The following is a 20,052-nucleotide window of genomic DNA, read 5'->3' on the forward strand; positions in this document are numbered from 1 at the left end:
TAGAAGGACCGGCGCCGGAGGGCGGCGCCGCATGATTCGAACAACGAAACGAGAGAGATCGCATGAGCGCACGCACGGCCCGCGAGGCCGATTTCATCACGCACGACGGCGAAACGCTGTTCTATCGTCACTGGCCCGCGACGGGCCCGCGCTGCCGCGGCGCGATCGTGCTGCTGCATCGCGGACACGAACATTCGGCGCGCGTTGCGCACCTCGTCGACGAGCTCGACCTGCCTGACTTCGCGTTCTTCGCGTGGGATGCGCGCGGCCACGGCCGCTCGCCCGGCGCACGCGGCTACAGCCCGAGCGCGGCCGCGTCGGTGCGCGACCTGCAGACCTTCGTCGAGCATATTCGCGACGCGCACGGCATCGCGATCGAGGACGTGGCCGTGGTCGGGCAGAGCGTCGGAGCGGTGCTCGCCGCCACCTGGGTACACGACTACGCGCCGCCGATCCGCTGCCTCGTGGTCGCGTCGCCGGCGTTCCACATCAAGCTCTACGTACCGTTCGCGCGGCCGGGGTTGCGGCTGACGCACAAGCTGCGCGGGCTGTTCTACGTGAACAGCTACGTGAAACCGAAATTCCTCACGCACGATCCCGAACGGATCGCGAGCTATGCGGCTGACCCGCTGATCACGCGGCCTATCGCGGTGAACATGCTGCTCGACCTGCACGACACCGCGAAGCGGATCGTCGCCGATGCAGCCGCGATCACGGTGCCGACGCAATTGCTGATCTCGGGCGCCGACTGGGTCGTGCATCGCGGCCCGCAGGACCGCTTCTTCGCGCGGCTCGGCGCCGCGCGCAAGGAGCGCATCGTGCTGCCCGGCTTCTATCACGACACGCTCGGCGAACGCGACCGCGCGCAGGCGCTCGCGCCGTTGCGCGCATTCGTGCTGCGCGAGTTCGATACGCCGAGCCCGCGCGTGTCGCTCGCCGACGCCGACCGGCGCGGTGCGTTCCACGACGAATACGCGGCGCTCGCCCGCCCGCCAGCGAACCCGTTCGCACGGGTGTACTGGGCGATCACGCGGGCGGGCCTGAGGGCCGGCGGCGCGCTGTCGGACGGCATCGCGCTCGGGCTGCGGCTCGGCTTCGATTCGGGCTCGACCCTCGACTACGTGTACCGCAACCGCGCGCAGGGCCGGCTTGGCGTTGGCGCGCTGATCGACCGCACCTATCTAGATTCCCCGGGCTGGGTCGGCATCCGCCAGCGCAAGGTGCATCTGCAGGAGCTGATCGGTGCGGCGATCGGCCGGCTGCGCGGGCACGGCGAACCGGTGCGGATCGTCGACATCGCGGCCGGACACGGGCGCTACGTGCTCGACGCGATCGCGACGGCCGCCGAGCGCGACGGAGCGGCGCCCGACGACATCACGCTGCGCGACTACAGCCCGCCGAACGTCGAGGCCGGGCGCGTGCTGATCGCGCAGCGCGGGCTCGAGCCGATCGCGCGCTTCGAGCGCGGCGACGCGTTCGACGAGGCGTCGCTGGCGACGCTCGAGCCGCGCCCGACGCTGGCGATCGTGTCAGGGCTGTATGAACTGTTCGGCGAGAACGCGCTGATCGAACGCTCGCTGCGCGGGCTTGCGCAGGCGGTGCCGCTCGGCGGCTATCTCGTCTATACCGGGCAGCCGTGGCATCCTCAGCTCGAATTCATCGCGCGCGCACTGAACAATCATCGCGGCGACGCGACCTGGGTGATGCGCCGCCGCTCGCAGGCCGAGATGGACGAACTCGTCGCGCGCGCGGGTTTTCGCAAGCTCGACCAGCGGATCGACGAGATGGGCATCTTCACGGTCAGCCTCGCGCAGCGGGTCGACGCATCATGAGCGCGCTCGGCGGCGGCGCCGGCCGTCTCGCCGAGCCGGCGGCCGGTGCGCGCGATGCGTCGTTCGCGCTGCGCGTCGGCTGGCTCGCGGCGATGGGCGCGGTGTTCTTCTCCACGTACGGCTTCGCGAACTGGCTCGCCGCGCGCCGCGCCGTGGTGCCGACCTTCGCGTTCGGCTGGGAGCACGCGATTCCGTTCGTGCCGTGGACCATCGTGCCGTATTGGTCGATCGACCTGCTGTACGCGCTGTCGTTCTTCTTCTGGACCCGCCGCGACGATCTGCTCGATCACGTGAAGCGGCTGTTGACCGTGCAACTGGTGTCGGTCGCATGCTTCATCGCGTGGCCGCTGCGCTTCGGCTTCGAGCGGCCCGAGGCGGGCGGCGTGGCCGGCGCGCTGTTCACGCTGCTGATGGGGTTCGACAAGCCATTCAACCAGGCGCCGTCGCTGCACATCGGCCTGCTCGTCGTGCTTTGGGCCGTCTATGCGAAGCATCTGCGCGGCACGGCCGCCCGGCTCGTGTTGCATCCGTGGTTCGCGGTGATCGGCGTGTCGGTGCTGACGACCTATCAGCATCACGCGATCGACGTGCCGACCGGTGCGGCCGTCGGCTGTCTGGCGCTGTTCCTGTTTCCATTGCGTGACGTCGCGGGGCGGCGGCCGGGCGCGACCGGCTCGCCGTCCGCCGCCGGCCGCGCGCTCGCCCGCCGCTACGCGCTCGGCGCGGCGCTGGTCGTGCTGGTGGCGCTTGGCTGCGTGCAGAGCGCGCCGGGCTGGGCGTTGGCGGCCGGATGGGCCGCGCTGGCGCTCGCGTGCGTCGCGTGGATCTACCGGCGCGGCGCGCCCGGCGCGTTTCAGAAAGACGACGCGGGCCGTTTCCCGGTGTTCATCCGCTGGTTGCTCGCACCGACGATCGCCGGCGCGTTCGTCAACTCACGGTTGTGGACGTTCCGGCATCCGGCGCCGGTGCGGATCGACGAGCGCGTGTCGATCGGCCGCACGCCGACCGCGCGCGATCTGCGCCGCCACGGTTTCACCGCGCTCGTCGACCTGACGGCCGAGATGCCGCGCTGGGTCGCGGCCGACGCGTCGCTCGCGTATGCGTCGGTGCCACAGCTCGACCTCGTCGCGCCTACCGCCGCGCAGCTCGCGGCGGCCGTCGCGGCGCTCGAACGCCTGCACGCTGACGGGCGCGACGTGCTGGTCTGCTGTGCGCTCGGCTACGGGCGCAGCGTGTTGTGTGCGGCCACCTGGTTCGCCGCGCGGCGCGGGCTAGGCGACGCGCGCGACGCGCTCGCCGCGGTACGGGCGCTGCGGCCGCGTGCGGTATGGTCGGACGACGGCGTGGCCGTGCTGCAGGACTGGATCGACCGCAGGCGCGTGACGGGAGCGGCGTGATGCGCGACCCGTCCGCACCGTTCCGGATAGCCGCCGCGCGCGGCGCGCTCGACGCCGGCGCGGGGGCCATCGCGGCCGCATTGGCCGCGGCGGGCGCGGGCTGGTGGGTCGCGGCGGGCTGGCCGCCGGCGACGATCTCGCGCGTGCTGCTGGCCGTGATCAGCACCGGGTCGGGGATTGCCGCGCTGTGGTACGCAGTGCGCATCGAGATCGACCGGCGGCTGTTCGCGGCGCTTGCGCGCACGGCATCGGGCGATGCGTCGGCCGACGACGGATTGGCCTTGCTCGATCGCGCGCTTGCCGACCTCGGCTGGATCGACGCAGGGAAGGCCGGCCGCACGCTCGATGCGCGCGTGCGCGGTGCGGTCGGGTTGTGCCGTGCCGGAGTGCTGGTCGCGATCGTGCAGTGGATCGTGGTCGGTGCGGCGATCGCAGTGTCGCGGGTCGGTTAGCCGTTTGTGACGGGCCCGATCGGCCGCGGGGCGGGGTGGCCGAGCGCGTTGTGTGTTTGCCGCCTGTTGCGTCCGCGTGCGCTTGGCGTCGGGCATCGCCTGGCATGGACCGCCGCGCCGCTCGCGCCCGCGAGCGGCGCTACCTGTTCGATCACGTCAGCAATCATGCTGCCGGGGTCGAAACTGAGATTCGCGATCCCGGGCGGCGCTCCCGCACCGCACCGTATCGGAGGAGGACGGCGCGGCGACGTCGACGATTTGATCCAGGTCAGTTTTCCATGAAGAAAGCACAGCGCGCGGCGCGGGCATGCGGTAGCATACGCGCCGCTCACGCGGCAGCGCGTTCTTGGGCGGCCCGCAACGGGCCGCAGTCGGCATCCGGCCAGTCTCTGGGGCGCCGGACCGTCGGTTCGGCAGCGTCGGCAGCAACGGTGTAACTCTTGCCATTCAATCGCGACGCGCAGCATTTTCGACCGAATTGAGTTGTTTTTCGCTTCATCAGCACGAATCAGGACGAGTTTCGTCCTAATTTTGAGATAGTGTGACGAATGGGCGAGCACCGGTGCCAGGTGCGCGCTGTCCGACGAGTCGGCAGCAAAATGATTCGTCGTGTCGTTTCAATAAATTATTCAGGCCAGATTTTGAGGGGAAGCAGTGAGGATGTGCACTTGCGGGCATAGCTGCTTTGCGCGCGTCGGTTGCGGCGCGCTTGATGACCGGACGATCGTGACGATGCGGGGCCGCGCATGAGGCCGGCCGCGTCGCTGTTCGTGCTGTCGGTCGCCACATTTGGCGCGTTCCATGCGGCCGCGCTGTCGGCCGCGCCCATGCCGGCTGCGGCTACGGCCGCTTCGGCGTCCGCCGGCAATCCGGCCGCGCCGCCGTTCGCGGCCGCGCCGAGCGCCCCCGGCGCGGCGTCCGCCGGCCTGCCCGCGACGACCGTGCACCTGCCGTTCGCGTCGCTCGGCGCGTTCGATCCGATGCACCTGCGCGGCGCCGACGACGCGCGCACGATCAATGCGGGCGTGCGGCTCGACCGCGTGGTGACCGGCGCGCGGCTGCGGCTGACCTACGCGTATTCGCCGTCGCTGGTCTTTCCGATGTCGCACCTGAAGGTGTCGATGAACGGCGAGGTGGTCGCGACCGTCCCGTTCGACGCGACGCGCGCGGGGCACACGGTCACGCAGGACGTCCCGATCGATCCGCGCTACTTCTCCGATTTCAACCAGATCGGCCTGCGCCTGATTGCGCATTACACGCTCGATCACTGCGAGGATCCGTCGAGCTCGGCGCTCTGGGCCGACGTGAGCCCGACGAGCGAGCTGATCCTCGACGAGTCGCCGGTACACCTGCCGAACGATCTCGCGCTGCTGCCCGCGCCGTTCTTCGACCGGCGCGACAACGGGCTCCTGCGGCTGCCGTTCGTGCTGCCGGCGTCGCCCGACTCGGCGACGCTGCGCAGCGCCGGCGTGCTCGCGTCGTGGTTCGGCGCGCAGGCCGACTACCGGCAGGCGCGCTTCCCGGTTGCGGCGACGCTCCCGTCCGACGACCAGGCGGTGGTGGTCGGCACGGCCGCGACCTTGCCGGCCGGCCTCGCGCTGCCGTCGGTCAACGGCCCGCTGCTCGCCGTCGCGGACAACCCGGCCGCGCCGGGCCGCAAGCTGCTGGTCGTGACGGGCCGCACGGCCGCCGAGGTCGACGATGCGGTCGCGGCGCTCGTGCTTGGCCGCGCGGCGCTGTCGGGCCCGGCGGCGACGGTCGCGCACGTCGATCTCGGCGCGCCGCGCAAGCCGTACGACGCACCGCGCTGGCTGCCGGTGAACCGGCCGATCGCGTTCCGCGAACTGGTGTCGGATCCGCGCGAACTCGAGGTGCGCGGCACGTCGCCCGACGCGATCCGGCTGAACCTGCGCGTGCCGTCCGATCTGCATTCGTGGAACGGCTCGGGCGTGCCGATCACGCTGCGCTACCGCTACACGGCGCCGACCGTGCAGGACAACTCGACGCTCGCCGTCGAGATCAACGACCAGCTCGTGAAGTCGTACCGGCTCGGGCCGGCCCACGCGGAAGACGCGCGCGGACGCATGCAGCTGCCGCTGCTGTCGGTGCCGGAAGGGCGCGCGACGAGCGATGTCGACATCCCGGCGTTTCGCGTCGGCAGCGGCAACCAGCTGCAGTTCCGCTTCACGCTCGATTCGCAGAAGACGGGGCTCTGCTCGAGCACCGCGACCGAGCCGCAGCGCGCGGCGATCGATCCGGATTCGACGATCGACTTCTCGCACTTCGTCCATTACGCGCAATTGCCGAACCTCGCGTTCTTCGCGAACAGCGGTTTCCCGTTTACGCGCTTCGCCGACCTGTCGCAGACGGCGGTCGTGATGCCGGATCGGCCGTCGCCGCAGGAGCTGGAAGCCTACCTGACGATGCTCGGCCACATGGGGCAGTGGACCGGCTTCCCGGCGCTGCGCGTGCAGGTCGCGCGGCCCGGCGACGTCGCCGCGCTCGCGGGCCGCAAGGACCTGCTCGTGATCGACGGCTCGCCCGCGTCGCCGTTGTTGTCGCGCTGGCGCGCCGCGTTGCCGCTGTCGATCGACCAGCAGGCCGGCACGGGCGCGACGCGTGTCGCGTTCTCGGTGAAGGAGCGCTGGCGCAACGGCGTCGGCATGGCCGACGGCGGCGCGCATATCGAACAGACGGGCGCGCTCGCGGCGCTGGCCGGGTTCGAGCTGCCGGGCAGCCATGGCCGCAGCGTCGTGGCGTTGACGGCGACCGACCAGACGCGTCTGGCCGACCTGCTCGACGTATTCGAGAAGCCGGGCCTCGTATCGCAACTGCAGGGCGACCTCGCGCTGGTGCGGCCGGGGCAGGTCGACAGCCTGCGCGTCGGCGAGCCGTACGTGGTCGGCTTCGTGCCGTGGTACGCGCGCGTCTGGACGCAAGCGGCGCGGCATCCGGTGGTGCTCGGCGCGGTCGGCGTTGTCGCGGGGCTGCTGCTCGCGCTCGGCGTGTTCAGCGTGCTGCAGAGAATCGCCGCGCGCCGACGGGGGATGTAACGGATGGCGTGGGCATTCGTAAGGCGACGGGCAGCGCAGCCGGCGCGGCGGGTCGGTACGGCGCTCGTGCTGGCCGTCGCGGCCGCGTGTGCGGCGACCGGCGCCGCCGCGCAAAGCGGCGCGGCCGGCGAGCGGTGCGGCGCGGCGTGGCCGCGCTGGGATGCGTTCAAGCGCGATTTCGTGTCGGCCGACGGCCGGGTGATCGACGTCGGCTCGGCGGATTCGCGCACGGTATCGGAGGGGCAGGCGTATGGACTGTTCTTCGCGCTCGTCGCGAACGACCGACGCACGTTCGACACGATCCTCGAATGGACCGAGAACAACCTTGCGCAGGGCGACCTGAGCGCCCGTCTGCCGGCGTGGCTGTGGGGCCGCGCGCCGGACGGCGCGTGGCGCGTGCTCGATGCGAACGCGGCGTCCGATGCCGACCTGTGGATCGCGTACACGCTCGTCGAAGCCGGACGGCTGTGGCACGAGCGCAGCTACACCGCGCGCGGCGCGCTGCTCGCGAAGCGCGTGCTCGACGACGAGACGGCCAGCGTGCCGGGCCTCGGCCTCACGCTGCTGCCCGGGCCGACCGGATTCAGGCTGGCCGACGGTCGATGGCGCGTGAACCCGAGCTATTCGCCGCCGCAGGTGATCCGCGGGCTCGCCGCGCGCCTGCCGGACGATCGCCGCTGGGCCGCGCTCGCGGCGAGCACCGGCCGCGTGTTGCTCGAGACTGCGCCCAAGGGGTTTGCGCCGGACTGGGCGTTGTATCGCGCCGGTGCCGGCTTCGCGCCCGATCCGCAGACCCACGCGGAAAGCGCGTACAACGCGATTCGGGTGTACCTGTGGGCCGGCACGCTCGATCACGCCGATTCGCTCGCGCCACAGCTGCTCGCGCGCTTCGCGCCGTTCGCCGATCACATCGCCGCGCATGGCGCGCCGCCGGAGAAGGTCGACACGACGACCGGCGTCGCGGGGCCGAACGACGGCAACGGCGGCTTCTCCGCGGCGGCGGTGCCGTTCCTCGACGCGCGCGGCCAGCACGCGCTCGCCGATGCGCAGGCGGCGCGTGTCGATGCGCTCGCGCGTCAGTCGGCGCCCGGTTACTACACGAGTGTGCTGACGCTGTTCGGCCTCGGCTGGCGCGACGGCCGCTACCGGTTCGGCGCGGACGGGTCGCTCGATGTGCGCTGGGAGGGCCGTTCATGCGCGGCCCGATGAAGTACACCGCGCGGCGTGTCGCGGGGCTTGCGTGGCTCGCGTCGTCGGTCTCCGCGGCGGCGCCGGCCGTGGTCGCCGTCGCGGCGACGAAACCCGTGGCGCCGAAAGCCGTGCCGATGCCGGCTGCGGCCGCTCCGTCCGATGTCCAGCGTCAGCTTGCAACTGCTCGCATGTGGGGCGCCAAGCATCGCGACGACCTCGCCCGCGACGCACTGCGCAAGGGGCTCCTGATCGCGCCGGACGATCCCGGACTGCTCGCGGAACAGGTGCGTGTGCTGCTGCGGCTCGGCGACGCGCAAGGCGCGCAGGCCACGCTGGCACGCCTGCAGGCGCGCGCGCCCGCGGCGCCCGACACGCGCCGCGCGGCTGACGAATACCGCGTCGCGACGAGCGGCCGCGGCGAAATGGCGCAGATCCGCCTGCTCGCGCGCAGCGGCCGCGCCGACGAGGCGGCCCGACGGATCGTCGCGCTGTTTCCGAACGGCGCGCCGTCCGGCGCACTCGGCGCCGAGTACTACCAGATCGTCGCGAACGCGCCGGGCGGCCGCGAACCGGCAATCGCCGCACTGCGCCGCGCGGTCGCGGCCGACCCGCAGGACTCGAGCGCGGCGCTGGCGCTTGCACGGCTTCTGAACCAGCGCGACGGCACGCGCGCGGAAGCGAACCGCATCGCGTGGTCGCTCGCGAAGCGGGTCGACGTCGACCATACGGAAGCGATGGCCGTGTGGCGGCGCGTGCTGCAGTCGGCCGGCAGCGACCCCGCGTATCTCGATGCGCTGCACGCGTATCTCGCGCTCGTGCCGGACGACACGGAATTCCGCGATCGCGCCGCCGCACTCGACCAGCAGCGCGACGCACAGCGCCGCCTCGAGCGCGATCCCGACTACATCGCGCAGCAGCGCGGCCTGCAGGCGCTCGTGCGAGGCGATCTGGCCGGCGCCGATCCGCTGCTCGCGCGCGCGGCGAAGGCACGTGCCGACGACGCCGACGCGGTCGGCGGGCTCGGCCTGCTGCGCCTGCGCGAAGGCCGCCATGACGAAGCGCGCGCGTTGTTCGCGCGCGCCGCTGCGCTGTCGACCGACCAGCGCGGCAAGTGGCAGAGTCTCGCGCGCACCGCGCAGTTCTGGGGGCTGCTTGCGCAAGGCCGCGCGGCGGCGTCGGCCGGGCGGCCGCAGGATGCCGAACGCGCGGCGCGCGCCGCACTCGCGATGCAGCCGGACAGCCCCGACGCGAAGCTTCAGCTCGCCGATGCGCTGCTCGCGCAGCGCGACTGGGCGCGTGCGGAACCGCTGCTGCGCGAATTGCTGGCCGCACGTGCGCCGAACCTGTCGGCGGTGCGCGGCGCGGCGATGCTGTATGAGAACACCGGCCGCGCGGATCGCGTCGGTCCGCTGCTCGACGCGCTGCAAAGCCGCGTGACGGGCCGCGACGATCGCCGCGCGCTCGACGGGTTGCGTGCCGACCTGCTCGCGAGCGACGCGCGTGCGCTCGCGGACAAGGGCGAACGGGGGCCGGCCGCGCAACGCTACGAAGCGGCCGTGCGTGCGGCGCCCGACGCACCGTGGACGCGTTTCGCGCTCGCGCGGCTGTACCGCGACATGGGACTGCCGCAGCTTGGCCGCACGGTGATGGACGAAGGGCTCGCACAGAGCGAGTCTCCCGAGATGCGCTATGCGACCGCGCTGTATCGCAATTCGCTGGACGATGTCGCCGGCGCGCAGGCCGCGCTCGCGGGCGTCGACGATGCGCATCGTTCGGACGGCATGCGCGCGCTCGCACGCAAGCTCGATGCGCAAAGCGCGCTGACCGACGCACGCGGTGCGCTCGGCCGCGGCGATCGCGCGGCATTCGATGCGGCGCTCGCGCATGCGCGGGCGAGCGCGCCGGACGATCCCGACATGCTGGCCGCGATCGGCGCGCAATGGATCGACGCGGGCGAACCCGACCGCGGTCTCGCACCGTTGCACGACTGGATCGCCGCGCATCCGCGCGAGGCCGACACCGACGTGCGGCTGCGCTACGGCGACCTGCTCGGCAGCGCGGGGCGCGACGACGCGCTCGCCGCGTGGCTCGACGCGCTGCGCCGCGCACCGGCGCTGACGCCGGCGCAGACCGCGCGGATCGAGGACCAGTCGCTGCGGCTCGTGTTGCGGCAGACGGACGAAGCGATCGCGCAACGAGACTATGCGCGCGCGCGCGCGCTGCTCGATCGGGCGAGCCCTGCCGGCCGCGCAGACAAGCGCTACGCACTCGAACTGGCAGACCTCGAGCGTGCACAGGGGCGTTACGACGCGGCACGCGACGCGCTCGCGCCGGTCGTCGCGCGCACGCCTGACGATGCGGATACGCAACTCGCGCTCGCGCGCATCGACGAGGACAGCGGGCGCCGCGCGGCCGCGCTCGCCCGCGTGCAGGCCGTGCTCGCGCGCACGCCGGACGACGATGTCGATACGCGGCTGTCGGCCGTGCGCCGGCTGAACGCGCTGCGCCGTTCGGACGAAGCCGCGCAAGTGATCGACCCGCTGCATGCCGCATACCCGGCGCGTGCCGACGTGACGGTCGCGGCAGGTCGCGTGGCCGAGGCGCAGGGGCGCTATGACGATGCCGCATCGCTGTACCGGCTGTCGATGTCGCAGGAGCGCACGAGCGGCGTGAGCCCGGGCCGCGACGGCCGCACGCCCGCGCAGGCCGCGTTCGCGGATCTCGCCCAGCGGCGCGATCCCGAGATCGAGATCGGCTGGCTGCCCGCGTACAAGTCGGGCGACGAAGGGATTTCCGCGTACCGCGCACAGCAGGTGCCGATCTACATGCAGATGCCGGTGCGCTACGACGGGCATGCGTTCCTGCAGCTGGATACCGTGCATCTGGACGCCGGCACGCTCGATACGAGCGATCCCAATGCGTATTCGCTGAAGACGTTCGGGACCTACGCGGCGCTCAACTCGCCGATCGGGTTGCCCGCGCCGTTCGTCGCGAACCCGTCGGCCGCCGCGTTGATCGCGCATCCGCCGGGCGACCTCCATCAGCCGATGATGGGCGTCGCGCTCGGCGCCGGCTTTCGCACGGACGCATGGCGCGTCGATCTCGGCACGTCGCCGCTCGGCTTCCCGGTGCATTACCTGGTCGGCGGCGTGCGCTACCGCTTCGATGCGGGGCCGGCGAGCTTCACCGTGAACGCATCGCGCCGGCCGGAAACGAGCAGCGTGCTGTCGTATGCGGGGATGCGCGATCCGTGGACCGGGGCGGTTTGGGGCGGCGTGCGCCGCGACGGCGTCAACTTGCGCGCGGCGGTCGACGTCGGACGCGTGAACCTGTTCGCGGAGCTCGGCGCGGGTGTGCTGTCGGGCCGCAACGTCGAGCGCAACGCGGAAGTCACGCTGCGCTCGGGCTTCACGGTGCCCGTGTACGAACGCGCGACGATGAAGGTGAGCACGGGACTCATCGGCAATGCGTGGCACTACGCACAAAACCTGCGCTACTACACGTACGGGCAGGGCGGGTACTACAGCCCGCAGCGCTACCTGTCGCTCGGCGTGCCGATCGAATGGGCCGGGCGGCGCGACGCGCTGTCGTGGGACCTGACCGTCACGGCCGGAATCTCGAACAGCTACGAAAAAGATTCGGTGTTCTACCCGACCTTCGCGAACCAGCGCGCCGCGCAGGAAGCGGCGGGGCTCGTCTACGCGGGCAGTTCGACGCGCGGCGTGTCGTTCTCGTACGGCGTGAACGGCATCGTCGAATATCGCGTGAATCCGCACCTCAGCGTCGGCGCGCAACTGCACGTCGACCGGTCGCACGACTATGCGCCGAGTTCGGCGCTCGTGTACCTGCGCTACGCGTTCGACGCACGCGCGGAGCGCAACTGGCTCGTCACGCCGACGCCGGTGCGGCTTTATTCGGATTACTAGGGGAAGCCGTGAATACGGAAATCGATGCAACCCGCCCCGCGCTCGGCGCCGCCGGCCTGCTTGGCCGCTTGCGCGCGCTGCTGCGCACGGGGCCGGCAGGCGGCCGCGCCGGCGCGTTGAGCCGGCTCGCGATCGACGGGCTGCCCGATACATGGACGCAGCTGGAAGCGGGCGGCCTGTACGCGATCTATGCCGCTGCCGGCACGCCGGCGTGCGACGCGCTGGTTTGGGAAAGCGCGCGTCAGTCGCGCACGCGCGACGTGACGGTCGTGCTGTCGCGCGACGCGGCGCGCGTTGCCGCGCAGATGGAGTCGCGCGGTTTCGCGGGCGGCGCGCAGCCGGCCGGCTGGCCGCGCAACCTGAACGTGCTGGCGCTGCCGCCCGCGCATGAGCCGGCCGACGGCGATGACGCGCGCGAACCAAGCGCGCCGCGCCGTGCGGCGCCCGGTCCGTTCGCACGCCTCACGGGCGGCTTGCGCGCGATGAAGCGCTACGGCTTTCGCGCGCGCTCGCTGTATTTCATCGAAGGCGCGCAGCGCTGGTTCAGCTGGGACGATCCGGCGGCACTCGCCGAAGAGGCGCACGCACTCGCCGACTGGTGCCGCACGCATCGAATCGCGCTGGTGCTGCTGGTCGATCCGGAGATCGCGCGCACCGGCGCCGACCTGGATACCGACGATCCACCGCTCGTGCGCGATGCGAATCGCGCGCCGCGCAGCGGCTTTCATGGCGTGTGCTCGGGCGTCGCGCAGTTGCAGCGCACGCACGGCGAGCTGCTGTGGGTCGTCGATTTCTGGCGTGCCGGCGACACGCTCGCGGCCGGTGAAGTGCGGCCGCTGCGTTTCGCGCCGAGCGGCAGGCTCGCGGCGGTCGTCGACGGCGGCGCCGCCGAGCCGTCGCGCCGCATGAAGCTCGCGACTGACGAGGATCGCGTCGTCGTCAGCCGCGCGGTGCTCGATGAAGCGAGCCGTGTGCCCGCGGGCTGGGAAATCGTCGACGACAACGCGGCGGTCGTCGCCGCCTGTGCGCACGCGCAGGCCGCGACCGCGGTGCTGGCGTTCCGCTCGCACGCGCAGCTCGAGGCGCTGTGCGCGGCCGTTCACGCGTTGCGCCGGCAATCCGGCGGCGCATTGAAGATCGCCGTCGTCGAACGCGGCGAGGTGCTGCGCCAGCAGTTCGAGATGCTCGTGCTGAGCGTCGGCGCGAACCGCGTCGTCGCGCGCGACCTGCCGGTGTCGCGGATGTACGCGGCGGTCAATGCGCTGCACGGACAGCTCTATGCGCGGCCCGTCGCGGCCGACTATCGTGCGGCGCTCGCGGCCGCGCTCGGCGATTCGGTGCTCGGCTACCTGCCGGTCGGCGCCTTCTGCCTGCGGATTCGCGCAGTGCTCGATCGCGGCGCCGTGCTCGCGTTGCCGCATACGCTCGCGAAGATCGCGCTGCTGCCCGGCGTGTCGCACGTCGATGCGCTGCGCCACTGCCGGCCGCGCCGCGCGGGCGACGTCGTCACCGCCGATGCCGGACACCTGTACGTATTCCTGTTCGCGTGCGAACCCGGCGATGCCGACGACGCGCTGACGCGGATCTTCGACGTGCCGGTCGACACGCTGTCCGATCGCGTCGTGTGTCTCGGGCAGGGCAGCATCGACACCGAGCTCGATGCGCTGAAGGCCGAGAACCGGCGCGCGCCGATCGCCGACTACAGCGACCTGTTCTCGACGGCGAAGCCGGCCGGTTCGGCGCGTGCGCCGATCGAACGCGCCGGCGACGTCGCGACGCTCGCTGAACCGGGTACCGAAGTCACAGCGGCCGGGACGTTCGACGAGCATGCCGATGCGGCGCCGCACGCCGGCGACGCAACGCCGGCTGCCGATGCGCCGGCACCGTCCGCCGAATTTCCCGCCGCGCGCGCGCGCGGCGCCATCCGCAGCGCGATGCCGCTGCGCAAGCCGGAGGGTGCATGATCGCCGAACTCGTCATCGGATTCGTCGTCGGCATTGCGATCGCGGTGCCGGTGTGGCTCGTCGTGCAGCACCTGGGGCTTGGCCGCGGCTTTCATGCGCCGCGCGGGCTGCACCGGCGCGACGCGGTGCCGTGCGAACTCGTGCCGGTCGCGCTGCGCGGGCGCCTGCTGCCCGAAGCCGACCGTACCGACGAGGCCGCGCCATGAAGACGATCGCCATCACATCGACGACCGGCGGCGCGGGCCGTACGACGCTCGCAGGCGCGCTCGCGGTACTGCTCGCGCGTCGCGGCCGGCCGGTCGTCGCGGTCGAGTTCGATGCGCAGAACCTGATGGGCGCGACGCTCGGTCTCGATACGCTGGCCGAGCACGGGCTCGCGCACAGCCTGCTCGGTGACGCGGATGATGCCGCGCCATGGCACGCGCACACGTGGCGCAATGCCGACGGTGTGCTGTTCGTGCCGTACGGTCAGGTCGACGCGGTGGGCGCCGCCGCCTGCGATGCGCGGCTCGCGGCCGATCCGGCCTGGCTGTCGCGCGCGCTCGACGAGATCGCGCTGCCGGCCGACGGCGTCGTGCTGGTCGACACCGCGCGCTATCCGTCGCCGCAGGCCGAGCAGGCGATTCGCCGTGCCGACCTGACGCTCGTCGTCGTGCCGCCCGAACCGGCCGCATGCGCAACGGTCGCCGCGCGCCTCGACGCATTGCGGGCCGGCGGCGGCGACCTGCAGATCGTCGTGAACCGGCTGAACCCGGCGCGCGACATGCAGCGCGACGCGCTCGCGATGCTGCGTGCGGTCGCGGGGCCGGCGTCGATGCTCGAACAGCGGATTCACGTCGATGCGGCCGTGCCCGAGACGCTCGCGCGCGGCACCTGGATCTTCGACGACGCACCGTATTCGCAGGCGTCGCACGACCTGAACGGCGTCGCGAACTGGGTCGACACGTGGCTCGCCGCCGCCGTCGCCGGCCGCACGGGAGCGCGGCGATGAAGGCCGCGTTCGCGTCTCGCTGGCGCGCCGCGGCGCGGCGTGCGACCGACTGGTGTGCGTGCGGGATCGGGCTGCCGGCCCAGCGCACGCTGCTCGACTGGCTCGTGCGGCTGTTCTTTCATGCACCGCCGCCCGGCCGGCCCGATCCCGTGCGCCGCCGGGCGCGCGTCGCGTTCCTGTGGCTCGCGCAGGAGTGGGGCGTGCTGCAGCCGCTGAGCCCGCGTGAATGGCTGTGGCGCGCGATCGTGCGTGCGCCGCGCGCGGCCGACGAGCGGCCCGCGCGCGATCCGCTCGCATGGTTCGACACGTTCGTCGTGCCGGCCTACGTCGCGGCGCGCGCGCTCGGCGCCCGCATCGACGCGTTGCTCGGGCGTCTGCCGTGGGCGCGCTGGGGCGGCTGGCTCGACGCGCGCGCGCATGGCGTCGGCCGGCATCGCTGGCTCGCGCCGCTGCTGCTGATCGCCGGTGCGCTGATGTGGGCCGCGGCCGGGATGTCGCCGCTGATGCCCGGCGCGCAGTTCGCATTCTTCGCGATCGTCGCGGTGCTGGCACTGGCGCTGCGCCGCCTGCCGGGTCATCTGCCGACCCTCGCGCTCGCGTCGCTCGCGTTGCTCGCCACGGTCCGCTACGTGTGGTGGCGCACGACGCAGACGCTCGATTTCCGCAGCCCGGTCGAGGCGTTCGCCGGCTACCTGTTGTACGGTGCCGAAGCCTACACGTGGATGATCCTGCTGCTTGGCTTCATCCAGACCGCTTGGCCGCTCGACCGGCCGATCGTGCCGTTGCCCGACGATCCCGACAGCTGGCCGAGCGTCGACATCTATATCCCGACCTACAACGAGCCGCTGTCGGTCGTGAAGCCGACCGTGTTTGCATCGCAGAGCATCGACTGGCCCACGGCCAAGCTGCGCGTGTACCTGCTCGACGACGGCCGTCGCCCCGAGTTCGAGGCGTTCGCGCGGGAAGCGGGGATCGGCTACCTGACGCGCGACGACAATCGCCATGCGAAGGCAGGCAACATCAACCGCGCATTGCCGAAGACGCACGGCGACTACATCGCGATCTTCGACTGCGATCACGTGCCCACGCGCTCGTTCCTGCAGACCACGATGGGCGTGTTCCTGCGCGACCCGAAGTGCGCGCTGGTGCAGACGCCGCACCATTTCTTCTCGCCCGATCCGTTCGAGCGCAACCTCGGCACGTTCCGCGAGATCCCGAACGAGGGCAACCTGTTCTACGGGCTCGTGCAGTCGGGCAACGACCTGTGGAACGCGACGTTCTTCTGCGGATCGTGCGCGGTGCTCAAGCGCAGCGCGCTGGAGGAGGTGGGCGGCGTCGCCGTCGAGACCGTGACCGAGGACGCGCATACCGCGCTCAAGCTGCATCGCCGCGGCTACACGTCGGCTTACCTGCCGACCGTGCAGGCGGCCGGCCTCGCGACCGAGAGCCTCGCGGGGCACGTGAAGCAGCGCACGCGCTGGGCGCGCGGGATGGCGCAGATCTTCCGCATCGACAACCCGTTCCTCGGGCGCGGGCTCGGCTTGATCCAGCGGATCTGCTACGGCAACGCGATGCTGCATTTCTTCTACGGGATCCCGCGGCTCGTGTTCCTGACGATCCCGCTCGCCTACCTGTTCTTCCACCTGTACTTCATCAATGCGTCGTCGGTTGCGCTCGCGAGCTACGTGATCCCGTACCTGGTGCTCGCGAACGTCGCGAACTCGCGGATGCAGGGCCGTTATCGCCACTCGTTCTGGGCGGAAGTCTATGAATCGGTGCTCGCGTGGTATATCGCGCTGCCGACCACCGTCGCGTTCTTCAGCCCGAAGCACGGCAAGTTCAACGTGACCGACAAGGGCGGCAAGATCGACGAGGGCTACGTCGACTGGTCGACGTCGAAGCCGTATCTCGTGCTGTTCGCGCTGAACGTGCTCGCGATCGCGGCCGGCCTGTGGCGGCTCGTGGCCGATCAGGGCGACGAGGCGTCGACGATCCTGATCACGCTCGGCTGGACCGTCTACAACCTCGCGATGCTCGGCGCCGCGCTGGCCGTCGCGCGCGAGACCAGGCAGGTGCGCGTCACGCACCGGATCGCGATGCGCGTGCCGGCGACGCTGCTGCTCGCCGACGGGTCGACGGCCGCTTGCTTCACCAGCGACTACTCGACCGGCGGCCTCGGCCTCGAAGCGGTGCCGGGGCTGGCGCTCGCAGTCGGCGACACGCTGACGGTGTGCGTGACGCGTGGCGACCGGCCGTTCCCGTTCCCGGTGCGCGTGAGCCGCGTGACGCCGACGCACGTCGGCGTGAGCTTCGAGGCGCTGACGCTCGAACAGGAGCGCCAGCTCGTGCAGTGCACGTTCGGCCGCGCGGACGCGTGGCTCGACTGGCACGCGAGCGCGCGCGCGGACACGCCGCTGCGCGGGCTGAAGGAAGTGCTGCGCGTGGGCCTGGACGGTTACGTGCGAATGTGGAAAGGCGCGGCGCGCGGCGTGCAGTCGATGATCGCGCCGAAGCTCGATCGGGCGCGCGACTGAGGTGGCGCCCATCACGGAGTGGTTTAGATGACGTTCTGGAATCTGTATTTCATCCTGAAGTTCGCGCTGTTCGCGACCGACCACCTGCAGCCGCTGTGGCTCGCGAATCTCGCATTCGCGCTGGCGCTCGCGGCGAGCGCGCCGATCCGGCGGCGCGCGTGGCGTATCGTGCGGCAGCTCGTCGCGATCGCGATCGCGGTGCCGCTTCTCGCGCGCGAGATGCATGCGCCGCCGCTCGCGCGCCTTGCCGAAGCCGCGCGCGAGGTCGGCACGTTCCGCCTCGACTACTGGATGGAGCTGCTGCCGCGCCTGTTGCCGCCGGTGCTGGTGCTGACGGTGGCGGGCGTGCTGATCGCCTATTTCGTCGTCAACCGCTGGGTGCGCGTCGCGACCTTCGTGCTGGCCGCGCTGATCGTGATGCCGCTGTGGCAGGCCGGCAACGGGCTGCTGGCGCGCGTCGTTGCGCCGCTGCCGCAGCAGGCGAACGCGATGGGCGTGCGCGCCGGCCAGCCAGAGGACCACAACGCGGCGCTCGCGACGTTCCGCGCGCAGGAATCGCAGCGCCAGGTCGCGTTCGGTCATCTCGGCAACGACCCGGCCGCCCAGTTCGATGTGATCGTGCTGCATGTCTGCTCGCTGTCGTGGGACGACCTCGACGCCGCGAAGGTGCGCAACCACCCGATGCTGAGTCACTTCGACTACCTGTTCAACAACTTCAGCACGGCCGCGAGCTACAGCGGCCCGGCCGCGATCCGCGTGCTGCGCGCGAGCTGCGGGCAGGAAGCGCATGCGGACCTGTACAAACCCGCGCCGCAGCAGTGCTACCTGTTCTCGCAACTCGCGTCCGCGGGCTACACGGTGCAGTCGCTGCTGAACCACGACGGCCACTTCGACAACTTCCTGCAGGTCATTCACGACAATATCGGCGTGCCCGACGCACCGCTGATCTCGAACGCCGCCGCTCCGGTCGCGATGCATGCGTTCGATGGCTCGGCGATCAAGGACGATTACGGCACGCTCGCGAACTGGTACGCGCAGCGTGCGTCGGTGCCGGGCCCGGTCGCGCTGTACTACAACACGATCAGCCTGCACGATGGCAACCGCGTGGTGGGCAGTGCGCTGACCAGCATCGATTCGTATCCGCAGCGCGCGAGCAAGCTGATGAACGACTTCGACCGGCTCGCCGACCTGATCGCGCAGTCGGGCCGGCGCGCGGTGATCGTGTTCGTGCCCGAACACGGCGCCGCGCTGCGCGGCGACAAGAACCAGGTCGCGGGCCTGCGCGAGATTCCGACGCCGCGCATCGTTCACGGGCCGGTCGGCGTGCGGCTCGTCGGCTTCACCGGCGATCACGGCACGACGACCGTGATCGACCAGCCGACGAGCTTTCTCGCGCTCGCGCAGTTGCTGTCGAACCTCGTGTCGAACAGCCCGTTCAAGCCGGGCGTGACGCTTGCGCAATATGCCGCCGACCTGCCGCGCACGCGGATGGTCGGCGAAAACGAAGGCACGGTGACGATGCAGACAAGTACCGGCTATGCGGTCAAGACTCCGGACGGCGTATGGATCGACGAACAGTAAACATCGGCGAAGGCGACGACGATCGCCTGTCGCAACCGAACGACGTGATCGGCCTCGCGCGGCACCTGCCCGCGCTGGACCCGGCACGTTACGTCGACGAGCAGGCGCGGCGCGCGTTCGTCGAATCGCTCGATCGCTGGCCGGTGCTCGCGAAGCTGATGGGATTGAAGCGCTAAACCCAGGGCGGCCGGCGTGAATGCCGGCCGCCTTGCATCGATGAGCCAGCTGCTACCGGCTTACTGCGCGCGGCGCTCCGGCTGGCGCGCCCATTCGTTTTCCTCGCCTGGCACCTTGCCGAAGGTCTGCGCGGCCCATGCGTTGCGGGCCGCCTCGATTTTCGCGCGCTCGCTCGACACGAAATTCCATTCGATGAATCGCTCGCCCGGCAGGTGCGCACCGCCGAGCAGCATCACGCGCGCGCCGTTCGCGCTGGCGAGCGCGACGTTCGCGCCAGGTTCGAGCACGGCCATCGTCGCGGGTGCGAGCGGCGTGCCGTCGATCGTGAGGTCGCCGTCGACGAGATACACGCCGCGCTCGTCGTGTTCCGCGTCGAGCGCGAGTCGTCCGCCCGCGACGAATTCCGCATATGCATAGAGCGTCGGCGAGAACACGGCGACCGGCGATGCGAGGCCGAATGCGGTGCCCGCGATTACGCGCACGCTCGCGCCGTCGCGCGTGAACGACGGCAGCGTGTCGGCCGCGTGATGCACGAACGCGGGCGCGGTGTCCTCGTGCTCGACCGGCAGCGCGACCCAGGTCTGGATCCCGTGCACGGGCTGTTCATGCGGGCGGTCCTCGTCGGGCGAGCGCTCCGAGTGGACGATGCCGCGCCCGGCCGTCATCCAGTTCACGTCGCCCGGCACGATCTTCTGCCGGAAGCCGAGGCTGTCGTGATGCATCAGCGTGCCGTCGAACAGATAGGTGACGGTCGCGAGGCCGATGTGCGGATGCGGCAACACGTCGATCCCGCTGCCGGCCGGCAGCACGGCCGGCCCCATTTCATCGAAGAAGATGAACGGGCCGACGAGGCGCGCGGCGCGCGCGGGCAGCACGCGGCGCACGACGAGGTTGCCGATGTCGCTCTCGCGCGGCGTGAGCAGGGTCTTGATCGATGCGGACATGATGGTCTCC

General features: G+C 71.4%; 13 protein-coding genes. 12 read left to right on the top strand and 1 reads right to left on the bottom strand.

Translation table 11 applies throughout. From position 1 onward, the window contains the following. Positions 1–62: 62 nt before the first annotated feature. The 12 genes from WI26_RS06195 to WI26_RS06250 all read left to right on the top strand — a co-directional run bounded on the left by WI26_RS06195 (position 63) and on the right by WI26_RS06250 (position 19,097). Positions 63–1,832 carry a bifunctional alpha/beta hydrolase/class I SAM-dependent methyltransferase gene (locus WI26_RS06195; RefSeq protein WP_069225475.1) on the top strand — a complete coding sequence of 590 codons (1,770 nt, stop codon included), beginning with the start codon at positions 63–65 and terminating at the stop codon, positions 1,830–1,832. Then, a complete protein-coding gene (locus tag WI26_RS06200; RefSeq protein ID WP_069225476.1) occupies positions 1,829–3,229 on the top strand; it encodes a phosphatase PAP2/dual specificity phosphatase family protein in 1,401 nt (466 codons plus the stop codon). Before WI26_RS06195 ends, WI26_RS06200 begins: the two co-directional genes overlap by 4 nt. Next, positions 3,229–3,681, top strand: a complete 453-nt coding sequence (locus WI26_RS06205; RefSeq protein WP_069225477.1) for a hypothetical protein — start codon at positions 3,229–3,231, stop codon at positions 3,679–3,681. Before WI26_RS06200 ends, WI26_RS06205 begins: the two co-directional genes overlap by 1 nt. 746 nt (positions 3,682–4,427) lie before the next feature. After that, positions 4,428–6,734 carry a cellulose biosynthesis cyclic di-GMP-binding regulatory protein BcsB gene (bcsB, locus tag WI26_RS06210; protein WP_059594416.1) on the top strand — a complete coding sequence of 769 codons (2,307 nt, stop codon included), beginning with the start codon at positions 4,428–4,430 and terminating at the stop codon, positions 6,732–6,734. A 3-nt stretch (positions 6,735–6,737) separates the two neighbouring features. Continuing rightward, positions 6,738–7,943, top strand: coding sequence for a cellulose synthase complex periplasmic endoglucanase BcsZ (gene bcsZ, locus WI26_RS06215; RefSeq protein WP_069225478.1), 1,206 nt, complete (start codon positions 6,738–6,740; stop codon positions 7,941–7,943). Next, complete coding sequence (locus tag WI26_RS06220) at positions 7,928–11,851, top strand: cellulose synthase subunit BcsC-related outer membrane protein (RefSeq protein WP_069225479.1); 3,924 nt, start codon at positions 7,928–7,930, stop codon at positions 11,849–11,851. The genes bcsZ and WI26_RS06220 overlap by 16 nt, the downstream gene beginning before the upstream one ends. 8 nt (positions 11,852–11,859) lie before the next feature. Continuing rightward, a complete protein-coding gene (bcsE, locus tag WI26_RS06225; RefSeq protein WP_069225480.1) occupies positions 11,860–13,815 on the top strand; it encodes a cellulose biosynthesis protein BcsE in 1,956 nt (651 codons plus the stop codon). Then, on the top strand, positions 13,812–14,021 hold the full coding sequence (locus tag WI26_RS06230) for a hypothetical protein (protein ID WP_069225481.1): 210 nt from the start codon (positions 13,812–13,814) through the stop codon (positions 14,019–14,021). The genes bcsE and WI26_RS06230 overlap by 4 nt, the downstream gene beginning before the upstream one ends. After that, positions 14,018–14,806: a cellulose biosynthesis protein BcsQ gene (gene bcsQ, locus WI26_RS06235; RefSeq protein ID WP_069225482.1), complete on the top strand. Its 789-nt coding sequence runs from the start codon at positions 14,018–14,020 to the stop codon at positions 14,804–14,806. The genes WI26_RS06230 and bcsQ overlap by 4 nt, the downstream gene beginning before the upstream one ends. After that, the gene (gene bcsA / locus WI26_RS06240; RefSeq protein WP_069226362.1) at positions 14,803–17,340 is read left to right on the top strand and encodes a UDP-forming cellulose synthase catalytic subunit; all 2,538 of its coding nucleotides are present in this window, start codon (positions 14,803–14,805) and stop codon (positions 17,338–17,340) included. Before bcsQ ends, bcsA begins: the two co-directional genes overlap by 4 nt. Positions 17,341–17,367: 27 nt before the next feature. Continuing rightward, positions 17,368–18,921, top strand: a complete 1,554-nt coding sequence (gene bcsG / locus WI26_RS06245; RefSeq protein ID WP_069225483.1) for a cellulose biosynthesis protein BcsG — start codon at positions 17,368–17,370, stop codon at positions 18,919–18,921. Beyond that, positions 18,903–19,097, top strand: a complete 195-nt coding sequence (locus WI26_RS06250; protein WP_059540229.1) for a hypothetical protein — start codon at positions 18,903–18,905, stop codon at positions 19,095–19,097. The genes bcsG and WI26_RS06250 overlap by 19 nt, the downstream gene beginning before the upstream one ends. Positions 19,098–19,157: 60 nt before the next feature. Here the strand turns inward: WI26_RS06250 and WI26_RS06255 are convergent, their stop codons facing one another. Further along, on the bottom strand, positions 19,158–20,042 hold the full coding sequence (locus tag WI26_RS06255; protein WP_069225484.1) for a pirin family protein: 885 nt from the start codon (positions 20,040–20,042) through the stop codon (positions 19,158–19,160). Positions 20,043–20,052: the final 10 nt, after the last annotated feature.

This window comes from Burkholderia diffusa (assembly GCF_001718315.1).
In the GTDB taxonomy this organism is placed as follows: Bacteria; Pseudomonadota; Gammaproteobacteria; order Burkholderiales; family Burkholderiaceae; genus Burkholderia; species Burkholderia diffusa_B.

Excerpts from the sequence above, each read along its gene's own strand:
- WI26_RS06220 (WP_069225479.1), top strand. The coding sequence starts at position 7,928 with ATGCGCGGCCCGATGAAGTACACCGCGCGGCGTGTCGCGGGGCTTGCG.
- bcsQ (WP_069225482.1), top strand. The coding sequence starts at position 14,018 with ATGAAGACGATCGCCATCACATCGACGACCGGCGGCGCGGGCCGTACG.
- WI26_RS06195 (WP_069225475.1), top strand. The coding sequence starts at position 63 with ATGAGCGCACGCACGGCCCGCGAGGCCGATTTCATCACGCACGACGGC.
- bcsA (WP_069226362.1), top strand. The coding sequence starts at position 14,803 with ATGAAGGCCGCGTTCGCGTCTCGCTGGCGCGCCGCGGCGCGGCGTGCG.
- WI26_RS06255 (WP_069225484.1), bottom strand. The coding sequence starts at position 20,042 with ATGTCCGCATCGATCAAGACCCTGCTCACGCCGCGCGAGAGCGACATC.
- bcsG (WP_069225483.1), top strand. The coding sequence starts at position 17,368 with ATGACGTTCTGGAATCTGTATTTCATCCTGAAGTTCGCGCTGTTCGCG.
- WI26_RS06205 (WP_069225477.1), top strand. The coding sequence starts at position 3,229 with ATGCGCGACCCGTCCGCACCGTTCCGGATAGCCGCCGCGCGCGGCGCG.
- WI26_RS06230 (WP_069225481.1), top strand. The coding sequence starts at position 13,812 with ATGATCGCCGAACTCGTCATCGGATTCGTCGTCGGCATTGCGATCGCG.
- bcsB (WP_059594416.1), top strand. The coding sequence starts at position 4,428 with ATGAGGCCGGCCGCGTCGCTGTTCGTGCTGTCGGTCGCCACATTTGGC.
- WI26_RS06200 (WP_069225476.1), top strand. The coding sequence starts at position 1,829 with ATGAGCGCGCTCGGCGGCGGCGCCGGCCGTCTCGCCGAGCCGGCGGCC.
- WI26_RS06250 (WP_059540229.1), top strand. The coding sequence starts at position 18,903 with ATGGATCGACGAACAGTAAACATCGGCGAAGGCGACGACGATCGCCTG.
- bcsZ (WP_069225478.1), top strand. The coding sequence starts at position 6,738 with ATGGCGTGGGCATTCGTAAGGCGACGGGCAGCGCAGCCGGCGCGGCGG.